Source organism: Bradyrhizobium sp. CCBAU 11430, from assembly GCF_028128855.1.
Taxonomy (GTDB): domain Bacteria; phylum Pseudomonadota; class Alphaproteobacteria; order Rhizobiales; family Xanthobacteraceae; genus Bradyrhizobium; species Bradyrhizobium ottawaense.
The window spans coordinates 215528-231444 of the sequence record NZ_LBJV01000073.1; the positions used below are offsets into that span (position 1 = coordinate 215528).

10 protein-coding genes are annotated in these 15917 nt (G+C 63.2%); 9 read left to right on the top strand and 1 reads right to left on the bottom strand.

Annotated features, from left to right (window positions below; translation table 11 throughout):
- The first annotated feature begins 99 nt into the window (after positions 1-99).
- The 3 genes from rpoC to XI04_RS35865 all read left to right on the top strand — a co-directional run bounded on the left by rpoC (position 100) and on the right by XI04_RS35865 (position 8710).
- Positions 100-4296 (top strand): DNA-directed RNA polymerase subunit beta', encoded by a 4197-nt coding sequence (rpoC, locus tag XI04_RS35855; protein WP_028141011.1) that lies wholly within the window; start codon positions 100-102, stop codon positions 4294-4296.
- A 191-nt stretch (positions 4297-4487) separates the two neighbouring features.
- Positions 4488-6548 (top strand): FAD-dependent oxidoreductase, encoded by a 2061-nt coding sequence (locus tag XI04_RS35860; protein ID WP_092260223.1) that lies wholly within the window; start codon positions 4488-4490, stop codon positions 6546-6548.
- A gap of 134 nt (positions 6549-6682) precedes the next feature.
- Positions 6683-8710 carry an ABC transporter ATP-binding protein gene (locus tag XI04_RS35865; protein WP_095426225.1) on the top strand — a complete coding sequence of 676 codons (2028 nt, stop codon included), beginning with the start codon at positions 6683-6685 and terminating at the stop codon, positions 8708-8710.
- On the opposite strand, the gene XI04_RS35870 is transcribed toward XI04_RS35865, so the two are convergent.
- Positions 8632-9876 carry an FAD-dependent oxidoreductase gene (locus XI04_RS35870; RefSeq protein ID WP_271608882.1) on the bottom strand — a complete coding sequence of 415 codons (1245 nt, stop codon included), beginning with the start codon at positions 9874-9876 and terminating at the stop codon, positions 8632-8634. The genes XI04_RS35865 and XI04_RS35870 overlap by 79 nt on opposite strands.
- 688 nt (positions 9877-10564) lie before the next feature.
- Here XI04_RS35870 and rpsL point away from each other — a divergent pair.
- From rpsL to rplC, 6 genes are all read left to right on the top strand, one after another.
- On the top strand, positions 10565-10936 hold the full coding sequence (rpsL, locus tag XI04_RS35875; RefSeq protein WP_007603006.1) for a 30S ribosomal protein S12: 372 nt from the start codon (positions 10565-10567) through the stop codon (positions 10934-10936).
- A 15-nt stretch (positions 10937-10951) separates the two neighbouring features.
- On the top strand, positions 10952-11422 hold the full coding sequence (rpsG, locus tag XI04_RS35880; RefSeq protein ID WP_018322260.1) for a 30S ribosomal protein S7: 471 nt from the start codon (positions 10952-10954) through the stop codon (positions 11420-11422).
- 30 nt (positions 11423-11452) lie between these two features.
- Positions 11453-13525, top strand: a complete 2073-nt coding sequence (gene fusA / locus XI04_RS35885; protein WP_038950207.1) for an elongation factor G — start codon at positions 11453-11455, stop codon at positions 13523-13525.
- Positions 13526-13565: 40 nt separating this feature from the next.
- Complete coding sequence (gene tuf / locus XI04_RS35890) at positions 13566-14756, top strand: elongation factor Tu (RefSeq protein ID WP_008136415.1); 1191 nt, start codon at positions 13566-13568, stop codon at positions 14754-14756.
- Between the two features lie 83 nt (positions 14757-14839).
- Positions 14840-15148 carry a 30S ribosomal protein S10 gene (gene rpsJ, locus XI04_RS35895; protein WP_002712302.1) on the top strand — a complete coding sequence of 103 codons (309 nt, stop codon included), beginning with the start codon at positions 14840-14842 and terminating at the stop codon, positions 15146-15148.
- A 52-nt stretch (positions 15149-15200) separates the two neighbouring features.
- Positions 15201-15917 (top strand): 50S ribosomal protein L3, encoded by a 717-nt coding sequence (rplC, locus tag XI04_RS35900; RefSeq protein WP_271608881.1) that lies wholly within the window; start codon positions 15201-15203, stop codon positions 15915-15917.

Here is a 15917-nt window from a genome sequence, read left to right on the forward strand (position 1 = left end):
GGGCATTGGCGCCCCTCCCGATGCCTTGAGGGCAGGGCGCCCTGCTTGAGTGATTTTCGAATTTGCGGCCGGAGGCGACCGGCACGCGAGGAGAAGACGATGAACCAAGAAATTATGAATCTCTTCAACCCGACGACGCCGGCTCAGGTCTTCGACCAGATCCGGATCTCGATCGCGTCTCCAGAGAAGATTCTGTCCTGGTCCTACGGCGAGATCAAGAAGCCGGAGACCATCAACTACCGCACCTTCAAGCCCGAGCGCGACGGCCTGTTCTGCGCCCGCATCTTCGGGCCGATCAAGGATTACGAGTGCTTGTGCGGCAAGTACAAGCGCATGAAGTACAAGGGCATCATCTGCGAGAAGTGCTCGGTTGAGGTCACGCTGTCGCGCGTCCGGCGCGAGCGCATGGGCCATATCGAGCTCGCAGCCCCCGTCGCCCACATCTGGTTCCTGAAGTCGCTGCCCTCGCGCATCGGCCTGCTGCTCGACATGACGCTGAAGGATCTCGAGCGGATCCTCTACTTCGAATACTACGTCGTGCTCGAGCCGGGCCTCACCGCGCTGAAGGACCGCCAGCTGCTGTCGGAAGACGAGTATCTGAAGGCGCAGGACGAGTACGGCCAGGACAGCTTCACCGCCATGATCGGCGCGGAAGCGATCCGCGAGCTGCTCAAGGGCATGGACCTCGAGAAGCTCGAGGCGACCTTGCGCCTGGAGATGCAGGAGACCGACTCCGACATCAAGCACAAGAAGCTCGCCAAGCGCCTGAAGATCGTGGAAGCGTTCCGCCACTCCGGCAACAAGCCGGAATGGATGATCATGACCGTGGTCCCGGTGATTCCGCCGGATTTGCGTCCGCTGGTGCCGCTGGACGGCGGCCGCTTCGCGACGTCGGATCTGAACGACCTCTACCGCCGCGTCATCAACCGCAACAACCGCTTGAAGCGGCTGATGGAGCTCCGCGCGCCCGACATCATCATCCGCAACGAGAAGCGCATGCTTCAGGAAGCGGTCGATGCGCTGTTCGACAACGGCCGCCGCGGCCGCGTCATCACGGGCGCCAACAAGCGCCCGCTGAAGTCGCTCGCCGACATGCTCAAGGGCAAGCAGGGCCGCTTCCGTCAGAACCTTCTGGGCAAGCGTGTCGACTATTCGGGCCGTTCGGTGATCGTGGTCGGTCCCGAGCTGCGCCTGCATCAGTGCGGCCTGCCGAAGAAGATGGCGCTCGAGCTGTTCAAGCCGTTCATCTATTCGCGGCTCGACGCCAAGGGCCTGTCCACCACGGTGAAGCAGGCCAAGAAGCTGGTCGAGAAGGAGCGGCCCGAGGTCTGGGACATCCTGGATGAGGTCATCCGCGAGCATCCGGTGCTGCTCAACCGCGCACCGACGCTGCATCGTCTCGGCATCCAGGCGTTCGAGCCCGTGCTGATCGAGGGCAAGGCGATCCAGCTTCACCCGCTGGTCTGCTCCGCGTTCAATGCCGACTTCGACGGCGACCAGATGGCCGTGCACGTCCCGCTGTCGCTCGAAGCGCAGCTGGAAGCGCGCGTCCTGATGATGTCGACCAACAACATCCTGCACCCGGCGAACGGACAGCCGATCATCGTGCCGTCGCAGGACATCGTGCTCGGTCTCTACTACGTCTCGATCATGCGCGAAGGCCTGCCCGGCGAGGGCAAGGTGTTCGGCGAGATGGCCGAACTCGAGCACGCGCTGCACGCGAAGGTCATCCACCTCCACACCAAGATCAAGTACCGGTGGGAAGGCATCGACGAGACCGGCAAGATCTCGAAGCGCTGGATCGAGACCACCGCTGGCCGCGTCATGCTCGGCAATCTGCTGCCGAAGAACCCGCGCGTCCCGTACGAGATCATCAACAAGCTGATGACCAAGCGCGAGATCTCGGGCGTCATCGACCAGGTCTACCGCCACTGCGGCCAGAAGGAGACGGTGATCTTCTGCGACCGCATCATGGCGCTCGGCTTCTACAACGCGTTCAAGGCCGGCATCTCGTTCGGCAAGGACGACATGGTCGTGCCGCACTCCAAGTGGAAGATCGTCGACACCACCCGTACGCTGGCGAAGGATTTCGAGCAGCAGTACAACGACGGCCTGATCACCCATGGCGAGAAGTACAACAAGGTCGTCGACGCCTGGTCGAAGGCCACGGAAGAAATCGCCAAGGCGATGATGAAGGAGATCTCCTCCACCAAGAAGACGGCGAGTGGAGCGGATGCCGACATCAACTCGATCTACATGATGGCTCACTCCGGCGCCCGCGGTTCGCCGGCCCAGATGCGCCAGCTCGCCGGCATGCGCGGCCTGATGGCCAAGCCGTCGGGCGAGATCATCGAGACGCCGATCATCTCGAACTTCAAGGAAGGCCTTTCGGTTCTCGAGTACTTCAACTCGACCCACGGCGCCCGCAAGGGCCTCGCGGACACCGCGTTGAAGACCGCGAACTCGGGCTACCTGACCCGTCGTCTCGTCGACGTCGCGCAGGACTGCATCATCACGCAGAGCGACTGCGGCACCAAGCTCGGCATCAAGATGCGCGCCATCGTCGATGCCGGCACCGTGGTGGCTTCGCTCGGCTCGCGCATCCTCGGACGCACGGCCTGCGAAGATATCCGTGACAGCTCCGGCAAGGTGATCATCAAGCGCGATACGCTGATGGAAGAAAGCCATCTGGACGCCATCCAGCAGGGTGGTGTGCAGGAGGTGAAGATCCGCTCGGCGCTGACCTGCGAACTCGTCAACGGCATCTGCGGCAAGTGCTATGGCCGCGACCTCGCCCGCGGCACGCCGGTCAACCACGGCGAAGCGGTCGGCGTCATCGCGGCGCAGTCGATCGGCGAGCCGGGCACCCAGCTCACCATGCGCACCTTCCATATCGGTGGTGCGGCGCAGCTCAACGAGCAGTCGTTCGTCGAAGCCAACTTCGACGGCAAGATCGTGATCCGGAACAAGGCCATCGCCCGCAACAGCGAAGGCCACCTGGTCGCGATGGTGCGCAACATGGTGGTGGCGATCGTCGATGCCGACGGCACCGAGCGTGCGACGCACCGCGTTCAGTACGGTTCGCGCCTGCACGTCGACGAAGGCGACATGGTCAAGCGTGGCCAGCGCATCGTCGAGTGGGATCCCTACACCCGTCCGCTCCTCACCGAGGTCGAAGGTACCATCGGCTTCGAGGATCTGGTCGAGGGGCAGTCGATCTCGGAAACGCTCGACGAAGCCACCGGTATCGCCAAGCGCGTGGTCATCGACTGGCGCTCGACCCGCGGCGGCGCGGACCTGCGTCCGGCCATCGTGGTCAAGGGCAAGGACGGCAAGGTGCTCAAGCTCGCCCGTGGCGGCGATGCCCGCTACATGCTGTCGGTCGACGCCATTCTCTCGGTCGACGTCGGCGCCAAGGTCAATCCGGGCGATATCCTCGCCCGTGTCTCGACCGAAAGCGCCAAGACGCGTGACATCACCGGCGGTCTGCCGCGGGTGGCGGAACTGTTCGAGGCACGGCGTCCGAAGGATGCGGCGATCATTGCCGAAATCTCGGGCACCATCCGGTTCGGACGCGACTACAAGAACAAGCGTCGCATCTCGATCGAGCCGATGGACAAGACCGACGAGCCGCGCGAGTACCTGATCCCGAAGGGCAAGCACATCCACCTTCAGGACGGCGACGTCGTCGAAAAGGGCGACTTCATCGTGGAAGGCAACCCGGCGCCGCACGACATCCTGGCGGTCAAGGGCATCGAGGAACTCGCGGCCTACCTGGTCAACGAGATCCAGGAGGTCTACCGGCTCCAGGGCGTGCTCATCAACGACAAGCACATCGAGGTGATTGTCCGTCAGATGCTCCAGAAGGTGGAAGTCACCGACCAGGGCGACACGGACATGATCTCCGGCGAGCAGGTCGACAAGATCGAGTTCGACGCGCTGAACGAGAAGGCGAAGGAAGAGGGCAAGAAGATCGCTACGGGGACGCCGGTTCTGCTCGGCATCACCAAGGCGAGCCTCCAGACCCGCTCCTTCTTCTCGGCGGCCTCGTTCCAGGAGACCACCCGCGTCCTCACGGAAGCGGCGGTCAACGGCAAGGTCGATCCGCTCGAAGGCCTCAAGGAGAACGTCATCGTCGGCCGGCTAATTCCGGCAGGCACCGGCGCCTCCATGGCCAAGATTCGCGAAGTCGCCATGAAGCGCGACAAGCTGATCCTGGACGAGCGCGAGAAGCAGGCGGCGGTCGTGTCGCCCGCGCCGGAAGCGGAGCTTCCTGCGCTGCCGCCCGCGGAATGATCGTTCATCCGTAGGACTACCGAGGACAATGAAAAGGCCGGCGAAAGCCGGCCTTTTTGTTGCTTTGCTTGTCTGTTGCGATGCGAGATCAACCTTTGTTCATCTTTCCTTCAGCCGCAAAAGCGCTTCTGCTAGGAGAGTTTAGACCGGTGGTCCCGTGAAGGGGGCGGGCCGGAGACCACGGAACTCACATGCTTGATCTTGCAATCGTAGGCGGCGGCCCCGGCGGGCTGATGAGCGCTTGGTATCTGAAGCGCAAGCTCGGCGACCTCTGTCGCGTCACCATCTACGAGGCCTCCGATCGGCTCGGCGGCAAGATCGTCACCCGCAAATTCGATTCCGCGCCCGCGATGTACGAGGCCGGCGTTGCCGAGATCTACGACTACTCGATGACCGGGCCGGATCCGCTGCGCGAGCTGATCCAGCATTTCGGGCTGCAGACGATTCCGATGGATGCCGAGCAGGTGCAGTTCGGCGGCGAGCTTCTCGACGACGTGCCGGGCATGCGCCGCAAGTATGGCGCCAAGACCGCCGCGGCGATCGAGGCGTTCCGCAAGCGTTGTGCTGAGGCGATGTCACCGATCGAATATTACGAGGGCGTCGGCGCGCACGACAATGAGAATCCCTGGGCCTACAAGACCGCCGAGCAGGTGCTCGACGAGGAGGTCGAGGACGAAACCGCAAAGCGGTTCTTCAAGGTGATGGCACGCTCCGACATCGCCACCGAGAGCCACAACACCAACGGCCTCAACGCGCTCAAGAACTATCTGATGGATGTCGACGGCTATATCGGCCTCTATTCCATCCAGAACGGCAACGAGCAGTTGATCGAATGCCTGCAGTCGGAGGTCAACGCCGACATCCAGCTCAATCACCGCGTGCTAACCGTCGGCAAGGCGCCGACCGGCCGCTACCAGCTCAAGATGATGAACGGCAAGGGACCGGAGACGCGCGACTTCGATCTCGTGCTGGTCTGCCTGCCGCATTCCTGGCTCGCCACCATGGGGTGGGAAGGCGAACAGCTCCGCAAGTCGATGGTCAAGCACGTTTCTTACTTCGACCGTCCCGCGCACTATTTGCGCGTCTCGATCCTGTTCGACACGCCGTTCTGGGGCGAGAAGATTCCAGGCGCCTGGTTCATGTCGGAAGCCTTCGGCGGCTGCTGCGTCTACAACGAGGGTGCGCGCCACGACGTCGGCAAGCACGGCGTGTTGAACTGGCTGATTCCCGGCTCCGACGCGCTGGCCTTCGCCAATCTGTCCGACCAGGAGCTGATCGATGCCGCGCTGAAATCGCTGCCGGCCTCGCTCGGCGATGCGCGCCTGCATTTCATGGAAGGCAAGATCCATCGCTGGTTGTCGTCGGTGAACGCGATTCCGGGCGGCCTGCCGGTGCGCGATGTCATGACCAATCACCGGCCCGAGCCGAAGGAGCATCCCGGCATCGTGGTGGTCGGCGACTATCTGTTCGACTCGACGCTGAACGGCCTGCTCGACTCCTCGGATGCGGCAACCGACATCATCCTGACCGAGATGATGCGCCTGCGCCGCGAGCGCGCGCAGGACGACAAGCCGCTCTCCGACAAGATCGATCGGGACTATTTCGAGAACTATCGCGGCCTCGGCCCCTATCACGAGGCATGGCGCCACTTCACCGATCCCGATTACCTCACCCGGCTGCTCGGCATCGTCTGGGGCAAGACCAAGGGTGCCAAGCTGCTCGTCGCGGGCTCGGCCAGCGGCGAATTGGTCGGCGCGCTGCGCGAGCGCGGCATCGATGCCTTCGGCATCGAGAGCAACCGCGCCATCCACGCCAGGACGCCGAAGGCACTGAAGAAGTACAACAAGCTCGGCTCGATCACCGACATGCCGTTCAAGGACGGCGCGTTCGACTTCGTGTTCGAGACCAGCCTTTGCCACGTTTCCCCGAAGCAGGTGGTCCGCGCAATCAAGGAACTGAACCGCGTGGTCAAGACCGGCCTCGTGTTCGGCTCGATTACCTCGGACATGGCGCCCGCGCTGATCGACCGCTACGACCTCCTGCGCGGGGTCAAGAAACTCGGCACGTGGTGGGAATGGTCCGAACTGTTCTTCGGCAACGGTTTCGACCTCTCGATGCACCGCAAGGATTGCACCGATGCGCTCTGGGAGGCGACGCTCGCCGCCAACAAGGGGCCGGGGCAGTGGTACGCCGACGCCGACAGCCTGCGCTATTCCTTCTTCGACAAGGTCGAGGACGAGGACGAGGATTAGCCGCGGGGCGCGTGTCGAATTCGCCAATTGTTTTGCCGAATTCATCCTGATCGCATAGAATCGGTGCAATAGCGGCTTTCCGCTATGTCCTGCTTTCTCTGCGGTCATGCCGGCCGTCAGCATCGGTTGGTTTCATGGCATCCAAGCCTTTCTCGCCCGACAAACAGAAGCTCGCCGCCGAAGAGGCGGCCGAGCTCGACGACAAGCTCGCGTCGACTGCCAAGCCGGACCTCGAAGACGACGAGGATGCCGAAGACGAGGCGGATGACGAGCTGGAGCTCGACGACGATGATGAGGACGAGGACCTCGTCGTCTTTACCGCGCGCGAGGCCGCGGGCGCGCTCGCGACCATCGTCGGGTTCGTCAAGCCGTTCCTGGCGAACTACAAGCGGATGCTGTCCTTCGTGGCGTTTGGCGTCTGCGTCGAGACGCTGTTCAACGTCATCATGCCGCTCAGCCTCAAGTTCCTGATCGACGACGCGCTCGGGGAGGAGGACTTCCAGGCGCTGTACAAGATCCTCGGCGTGCTCGCCGTCGCCGGCATCTTCACCTCGATCGTCGCGGTCTGGTACGAGCGCTGGGACGCGCGGCTGGCCGCCTGCATCATTTCCGACGTCCGCAAGCGCCTGTTCGAGCACGTTCAGGACCTGCCGGCGGCCTATTTCGGCCGCACCAAGCGCGGTGAGATCCTGTCGCGCTTCTCCGTCGACCTGTCGGCCTTCGAAGGCTCGGTCAAGACGTTTGCCAACAGTGCCGCGCTGCCGTTTCTGGAGCTGATCGCCGGCATCATCCTGATGGTGTTCCTGAACTGGCAGCTCGCGGCGGTCGCGCTGCTCGTGTTCCCGATCACACTGATCGGCCCGCGGATCCTGACGCCCAAGGCGGTGCAGGCCAATTACGAGCAGAAGCTCAACGAGAGCGCGCTGCTCGGCATGGTGCAGGAGAACGTGGCGGCGCAGGCCGTGATCAAGGCGTTCAGCCTGCAGCGCAAGATGTTCGGCTTCTTCACCTTCCGCAACCACGAGGCGCGCGACAAGATCGCCTCAGCCGCGTTCCTGTCGACCATGGTGGAGCGGACGGTCACCATCTCGGTGCTGATGCTGCACCTCGTGGTGCTCGCGATCGGCGCTTATCTTGCCACCAAGGGCCAGATCACCATCGGCACCTTCGTCACCTTCGAGAGCGCCTTCTGGGAGGTCTCCTACAACATCGCCCATGTGATGCATTTCATCCCGGTGTCGATCTCCTCGGCGGCGGCGATCCGGCACATGCAGGAGCTGCTGGACGAGCCGACCCGCGCTGCCGACCGCCCCGGCGCGCCCGATTTGCCGCGCATCACCAACGACATCACGTTCGATCACGTCACCTTCCAGTACGAGGGCAGTCAGACCCCGGTGCTGGACAATCTCAGTCTCAAGCTCAACGCGGGCAAGCGCATCGCGATCGTGGGCCCCAGCGGCTCCGGCAAGAGCACGTTGCTCAATTTGATCCTGCGGCTCTACGTGCCCGACGAGGGGCGGGTCACCATCGACGGCGTCGACGTCCGCAAGGTGACCCTGGATTCGCTGCGCCGGAGCATGGCGGTGGTGTTCCAGGAGAACATGCTGTTCAACATGTCGATCCGCGAGAACATCCGGCTCGGCAAGGAGGGCGCGACCGACGAGGAGGTGGAGGAGGCCGCCAAGAAGGCCGAGATCCACCGCTATATCATGAGCCTGCCGCAGCGATACGACACGCCGGTCGGCGAGCGCGGCGACACCCTGTCGGGCGGTCAGCGCCAGCGCATCGCGATCGCGCGCGCGGTCATCCGCAACCCCTCGGTGCTGCTGCTGGACGAAGCCACCTCGGCGCTGGACCAGACCACGGAAGCCGCAATCAACCGCACGCTGCTCAAGGTCGCCAAGGGCCGCACCATGATCTGGTCGACCCACCGCCTGACCTCGGTGGTGGAGATGGACGAGATCATCGTGATCTCAGGGGGCAGGGCGATCGAGCGCGGCTCGCATGCCCAGCTGCTCGCCAAGAACGGGACCTATCGCAAGCTGTGGAACGACCAGATCCACCAGCCGCACGGCGCGGCGGCTCACGCCGACGACGGCAGGGACGATGAGGACGAAGACGACCTCGAGGATGCCGAGGACGAGGACGACGAGGAGGAATGACCGAGCAAGTTCGGCTCCAGCTCGAAGGCGCCTCCAAGCGGCCGCAGCAGGCCTTGAGCCGACCAGGCGATGAAGCGGGCCCAGCGCTGCGCCGTCCAGTAGGGGCTCCTACCGATCGAGACTGAGCGGAAGTCGAACGCCTTCGCCGCCGACCATTCGTCACAGGCCCGCTTGACCGGATCTGCGTAGAAGGCAGCGATCTTGGCCGCACTCATCCCGTCGCAGGCGAGCCAGGCCGGGATGTGGACGTTGCAGAGCCGCTCGACGTCGGTGAAGACCTTGTCGCAGCCGGTGCCGGCGACCGGGCAGGAGGTCGCGAAGGCATCGGCCACCAGCACGAGGCCGGGCTGGCCGCGGCAATCGTTCACGTAGAGATCGACCGGGCGGATCTTGATCTCGCCCGGGATCTCGAACGGGCCGGTGACGGCCTCGAGCCGGGGCAGGGCCGCATCCAGCGTCTCGGTCGGGGCGCGGCGCAGCTCGCGCAGCCAGGGGTCGTCGCAGGCGCGATAGACGAACAGATTGGCGCGCATCCGCGTGCCCACCGGAAACAGCGTGACGTACGGGATGCGGTCGCTCGGACGTTCGGAGAAGTAGGTCAGAGCCGGGAAGGCGAATGCTGGGCGCCCGACCGGGACGATGTCGAACCCGATCGAGATCGAATGGCAGGCGCTGATGACTTTTCGGGTGATACCGAGCTGGTGGCGCAGGCCGACATTCAGGCCATTGGCGAGCACCACCAGGCGGGCCGAGATCGTCTCGTCATTGGAGAGCACGACCCGCTGCCGCTCCTCGCTCGTCTCGACGGCGATGGCCTTGGCGCAGATGCGCTCGACGGAAGCGGGGATTTCGTCGCGGACCGCGTTGACTAGGGAATCGTAGAGGATGTTGAACTGCCGGCTCGGTGCCTTGTCGAGCAGGCGGCCGAAGCGGGCGATCCAGTTCTCGCCGGTAAAGGTCGCGCGGCGCAGCACTGATTCTGCGATTCCGGTCTTCAGGAATCGCCCAACCTGCTCCTGACCACTGAGTTTCTCGACGCGAAAGTCCGCCGGATAGCTCTCATGCGGATCGATCAGGACGGTCGAAATTCCGGCCCGGCCGAGCATCGCGGCGGCGGTCGAGCCCGCCAATCCGCCGCCGATAATGGCAATGTCGGTGTACCGCATGGCGCCCATTTCCTGCCGAAGGGCCCAGATTGACGCATCAACAGGAAAAAAAGCCTTAGCCGTGGTTATAAAAGTACTTTTCGCCCGGGTATAATAATTCTCAAGCTGGCGGAACCGAGAGTCCGTTCCCATATCGGAGTGGTGCGGCGAGGGCGGCAAACCGCGATTTTGACAGGCTCCTGAAGCGCTTCGTGGCTGTCGTTTCGCCTTGACTTGATCGATTCTCACGCATAGAAAGCGCCTCACTTAACGACAGGCGGTGAGCATCGCCAGCGTCGGAACGGGCCACCCGTTAGATCCCCAAGGACTAAAGCCACCAGGGATCGCTAAAAGGCGGGCACCAACCTCGACGAATGCCGCTCAAACGCTGTCGATCATAGCTAGGCAATGCCAGTGCGATTCTAGTTCTCTTGAGCTTATTCTCTTGAGATCGAATTCGGATGCATGACCTCAGTGCGCGGGCCGCGGCTTTATGCTGAGCGGCCTCAATACTGCGGTCCTCTGTGGCGTCGAAGCGCTTTCCGCCCGTTGATGGGGCGGTTGGCGCGATTTCGCTTTGTGCGGATTGTTCCGCGGAAGGCGACCTCGTCGGGCGGGTAGCTCGAAAGAATTTGCAGTCCCGGCGACGGGCTGCGGCAAGACAGCGGATCCGAAAAAGGTCTGCGACAGAACAAAGGGTAAGGCCAGGATGCCGACGATCAACCAGCTGATCGCTCAACCGCGTGAAGTGCAGAAGTCGCGCAAGAAGGTGCCGGCGCTGCAGCAGTCGCCGCAGAAGCGTGGTGTTTGCACCCGCGTCTACACCACGACCCCGAAGAAGCCGAACTCGGCGCTTCGTAAGGTCGCCAAGGTGCGCCTGACCAACGGCTTCGAGGTGATCGGCTACATCCCCGGTGAAGGCCATAACCTCCAGGAGCACTCGGTGGTCATGATCCGCGGCGGTCGCGTCAAGGACTTGCCCGGCGTGCGCTACCACATCCTCCGCGGCGTTCTGGATACCCAGGGCGTCAAGAACCGTAAGCAGCGTCGTTCGAAGTACGGCGCGAAGCGTCCGAAGTAAGCGGGAACCAGCTCCATGTCTCGTCGCCACTCAGCGGAAAAGCGCGAAGTCCTTCCCGATCCGAAGTTCGGGAACATCATCGTCACGAAGTTCATGAACTCGGTGATGTACGCCGGCAAGAAGTCGGTCGCCGAAGGCATCGTCTACGGTGCGTTCGGTATCATCGAAACCAAGACCAAGCAGAACCCGCTCGGCGTGTTCGAGCAGGCACTCGAGAACGTCATGCCGACGATCGAAGTGCGCTCCCGCCGCGTCGGCGGCGCGACCTACCAGGTTCCGGTCGAAGTTCGTTCGACCCGCCGTCAGGCGCTGGGCATCCGCTGGCTGATCTCCGCTGCGCGTGATCGCAACGAGAAGACCATGACCGAGCGGCTCTCGGCCGAGCTCCTGGATGCGTCGAACAACCGCGGGAATGCCGTCAAGAAGCGTGAAGACGTGCACCGGATGGCGGAAGCCAACCGCGCCTTCTCGCACTATCGCTGGTAACGGCGACACACGGAATCTAAGGAACACCCTATGCCCCGCGTTCATGCCATAGAGAATTACCGCAACTTCGGTATCATGGCGCATATCGATGCCGGTAAGACGACGACCACCGAGCGCATCCTCTATTACACCGGCAAGAGCCACAAGATCGGCGAAGTGCACGAAGGTGCCGCGACGATGGACTGGATGGAGCAGGAGCAGGAGCGTGGCATCACGATCACCTCGGCTGCGACCACTGCATTCTGGGCCGGCAAGCGCCTGAACATCATCGACACCCCCGGCCACGTCGACTTCACCATCGAAGTCGAGCGTTCGCTGCGCGTGCTCGACGGCGCCGTCTGCGTGCTCGACTCGAACCAGGGCGTCGAGCCCCAGACCGAGACCGTCTGGCGCCAGGGCGACAAGTACAAGGTTCCGCGCATCGTCTTCGCCAACAAGATGGACAAGACCGGCGCCGACTTCTTCAAGTGCCTGGCCGACATCGTCGACCGCCTCGGCGCCAAGCCGATCGCGATCCAGCTTCCGATCGGTGCCGAGAACAACTTCAAGGGTCTCGTCGACCTCGTGAAGATGCAGGGCATCATCTGGAACGATGAATCGCTCGGCGCGAAGTTCGACTATGTCGACATCCCGGAAGATCTGGTCGAGCAGGCCAAGGAATACCGCGAGAAGATGGTGGAAGCCGCCGTCGAGCTCGACGACGACGCCATGGCCGCCTATCTCGACGGCAAGGAACCGGACGAAGAGACGCTGAAGCGGCTGATCCGCAAGGCGGTCCTGACCGGCGCGTTCTATCCCGTGCTGTGCGGCTCGGCCTTCAAGAACAAGGGCGTTCAGCCGCTGCTCGACGCCGTCGTCGACTATCTGCCGTCGCCGATCGACGTGCCCGCGATCAAGGGCACCGACGATCGCGGCAACGAAGTCGTGCGCAAGGCGGACGACAAGGAGCCGCTCGCGCTGCTCGCGTTCAAGATCATGGACGACCCGTTCGTCGGCACCATCACCTTCTGCCGCATCTACTCCGGCGTTCTGCAGAGCGGCACCGGCGTCGTGAACTCGACCCGTGAGAAGAAGGAGCGCATCGGGCGCATGCTCTTGATGCATGCGAACAATCGCGAAGACATCAAGGAAGCCTATGCCGGCGACATCGTCGCACTGGCCGGCCTGAAGGAAGCGCGCACCGGTGACACGCTGTGCGATCCCGACAAGCAGGTGATCCTCGAGAAGATGGAATTCCCCGAGCCGGTCATCGAGATCGCGATCGAGCCGAAGTCCAAGGCCGACCAGGAAAAGCTGGGCGTGGCTCTGGCCAAGCTCGCTGCGGAGGATCCGTCCTTCCGCGTGTCGACCGACCAGGAGTCCGGCCAGACCATTCTCAAGGGCATGGGCGAACTCCACCTCGACATCAAGGTCGACATTCTCCGCCGCACTTACAAGGTCGACGCCAACATCGGCGCGCCCCAGGTTGCGTTCCGTGAGCGCGTCACCAAGAAGGCCGAGGTCAAGTACACTCACAAGAAGCAGACCGGCGGTACCGGTCAGTTCGCGGAAGTGTCGATCGTGGTCGAGCCGAACGAGCCCGGCAAGGGCTACGAGTTCGAATCCAAGATCGTCGGTGGTGCGGTTCCGAAGGAATACATCCCCGGCGTTGAAAAGGGCCTCAACAGCGTGATGAGCTCTGGTGTCGTCGCGGGCTTCCCCGTGGTCGACGTCAAGGTTCAGCTCGTCGACGGCAAGTATCACGACGTCGACTCGTCGGCGCTCGCCTTCGAAATCGCATCGCGCGCGGCATTCCGCGAAGCCTTGCAGAAGGGCAAGTCCGTCCTGCTCGAGCCGATCATGAAGGTCGAAGTGGTGACCCCGGAAGACTACACCGGCTCGGTCATCGGCGACCTGAATTCGCGGCGCGGTCAGATCCAGGGTCAGGACATGCGCGGCAACGCCAACGTCATCAATGCGATGGTGCCGCTCATGAACATGTTCGGTTACGTGAATAACCTGCGCTCGATGAGCCAGGGGCGCGCAACCTTCACCATGCAGTTCGACCACTACGCAGAAGCGCCGGCCAACGTGTCGGCAGAAGTCCAGAAGAAGTTTGCCTGATTGTCGTCGGTCACGAACTGACGATTGAACGGAGAGTCAAATGGCCAAAGCAAAGTTTGAACGTAACAAGCCGCACTGCAACATCGGCACCATCGGTCACGTCGACCATGGCAAGACGTCGCTGACCGCGGCGATCACCAAGGTTCTCGCCGAAGCCGGCGGTGCGACGTTCACCGCGTACGATCAGATCGACAAGGCGCCGGAAGAGAAGGCGCGTGGCATCACCATCTCGACCGCGCACGTCGAGTACGAGACGCCGAACCGCCACTACGCCCACGTCGACTGCCCCGGCCACGCCGACTACGTCAAGAACATGATCACCGGCGCCGCCCAGATGGACGGTGCGATCCTGGTCGTGTCGGCCGCTGACGGCCCGATGCCGCAGACCCGCGAGCACATCCTGCTCGCCCGCCAGGTCGGCGTGCCCGCACTCGTCGTGTTCCTCAACAAGTGCGACATGGTCGACGATCCGGAACTGCTTGAGCTCGTCGAGCTCGAAGTCCGCGAGCTGCTCTCGAAGTACGACTTCCCGGGCGACAAGATCCCGATCATCAAGGGTTCGGCGCTCGCCGCTCTCGAAGATTCCGACAAGAAGCTCGGCCACGACGCCATCCTCGAGCTGATGAAGAACGTCGACGAGTACATCCCGCAGCCGGAGCGTCCGATCGACCAGCCGTTCCTGATGCCGGTTGAAGACGTGTTCTCGATCTCGGGCCGCGGCACCGTCGTGACCGGCCGTGTCGAGCGCGGCATCGTCAAGGTCGGCGAGGAAATCGAGATCGTCGGTCTCCGTGCGACCCAGAAGACCACCGTCACCGGCGTCGAAATGTTCCGCAAGCTGCTCGATCAGGGCCAGGCCGGCGACAACATCGGTGCGCTGCTCCGCGGTACCAAGCGCGAAGACGTCGAGCGCGGCCAGGTGCTGTGCAAGCCGGGTTCGGTCAAGCCGCACACCAAGTTCAAGGCTGAGGCTTACATCCTCACCAAGGAAGAGGGCGGTCGCCACACCCCGTTCTTCACCAACTACCGTCCGCAGTTCTACTTCCGCACCACCGACGTGACCGGTGTCGTGCACCTGCCGGAAGGCACCGAGATGGTGATGCCGGGCGACAACATCGCGATGGAAGTGCACCTGATCGTGCCGATCGCGATGGAAGAGAAGCTCCGCTTCGCGATCCGCGAAGGCGGCCGCACCGTCGGCGCCGGCGTCGTCGCCTCGATCATCGAGTAATTACGAGAACAGGGATCGGCGAGTAGCGAATGGTGACATTCGCTATTCGCTATTCGCCACCCCACTGAAGAGAGACCACGGCAATGAACGGCCAAAACATTCGTATCCGTCTCAAGGCGTTCGACCATCGTATCCTCGATACGTCGACCCGCGAGATCGTGAACACGGCGAAGCGCACCGGCGCGCAGGTCCGCGGACCCATTCCGCTGCCCACCCGCATCGAGAAGTTCACCGTCAACCGTTCGCCCCACGTCGACAAGAAGAGCCGCGAGCAGTTCGAGATGCGCACTCACAAGCGCTTGCTCGATATCGTCGATCCGACCCCGCAGACCGTCGATGCTTTGATGAAGCTCGACCTGGCCGCCGGTGTCGACGTCGAGATCAAGCTCTAAGATTTTTGGATCCCGTTCGCGCAAGCGGACAGAAAGAACAGGAAGCAAGCCGATGCGCTCCGGAGTGATCGCACAAAAGGTCGGGATGACGCGGGTCTTTACTGAGGCCGGCGAACATATCCCCGTGACCGTGCTGAAGCTCGGCAATTGCCAGGTCGTGGGCCACCGTACCGAAGAGAAGAACGGTTACGTCGCGCTCCAGCTTGGTTCTGGCAGCCGCAAGACCGTTTACATGCCCAAGGCGGAGCGCGGCCAGTTCGCGGTCGCCAAGGTCGAGCCGAAGCGGCAGGTCGAGGAATTCCGCGTCACCGCGGATGCCATGATCCCGGTCGGCGCCGAGATCCTCGCCGACCACTTCGTCGTCGGCCAGTTCGTCGACGTCACCGGCACCTCGGTCGGTAAGGGCTTCGCCGGCGGCATGAAGCGCTGGAACTTCGGCGGTCTGCGCGCTACCCACGGCGTCTCGGTCTCGCACCGCTCGATCGGTTCGACCGGTGGCCGTCAGGACCCCGGCAAGACCTGGAAGAACAAGAAGATGCCCGGCCACATGGGTGTCGACCGCATCACCACGCTCAACCTTCGCGTCATTCAGCTCGATGTCGAGCGTGGCCTGATCCTCGTCGAAGGCGCCGTTCCCGGCTCCAAGGGCGGCTGGATCCGCGTGCGCGACGCCGTCAAGAAGCCGCTGCCGAAGGAAGCTCCGAAGCCCGGCAAGTTCAAGGTTGCCGGTGGCGAAGCCGAGGCTGCGGCCCAGCAGGAGGGTGCGTGA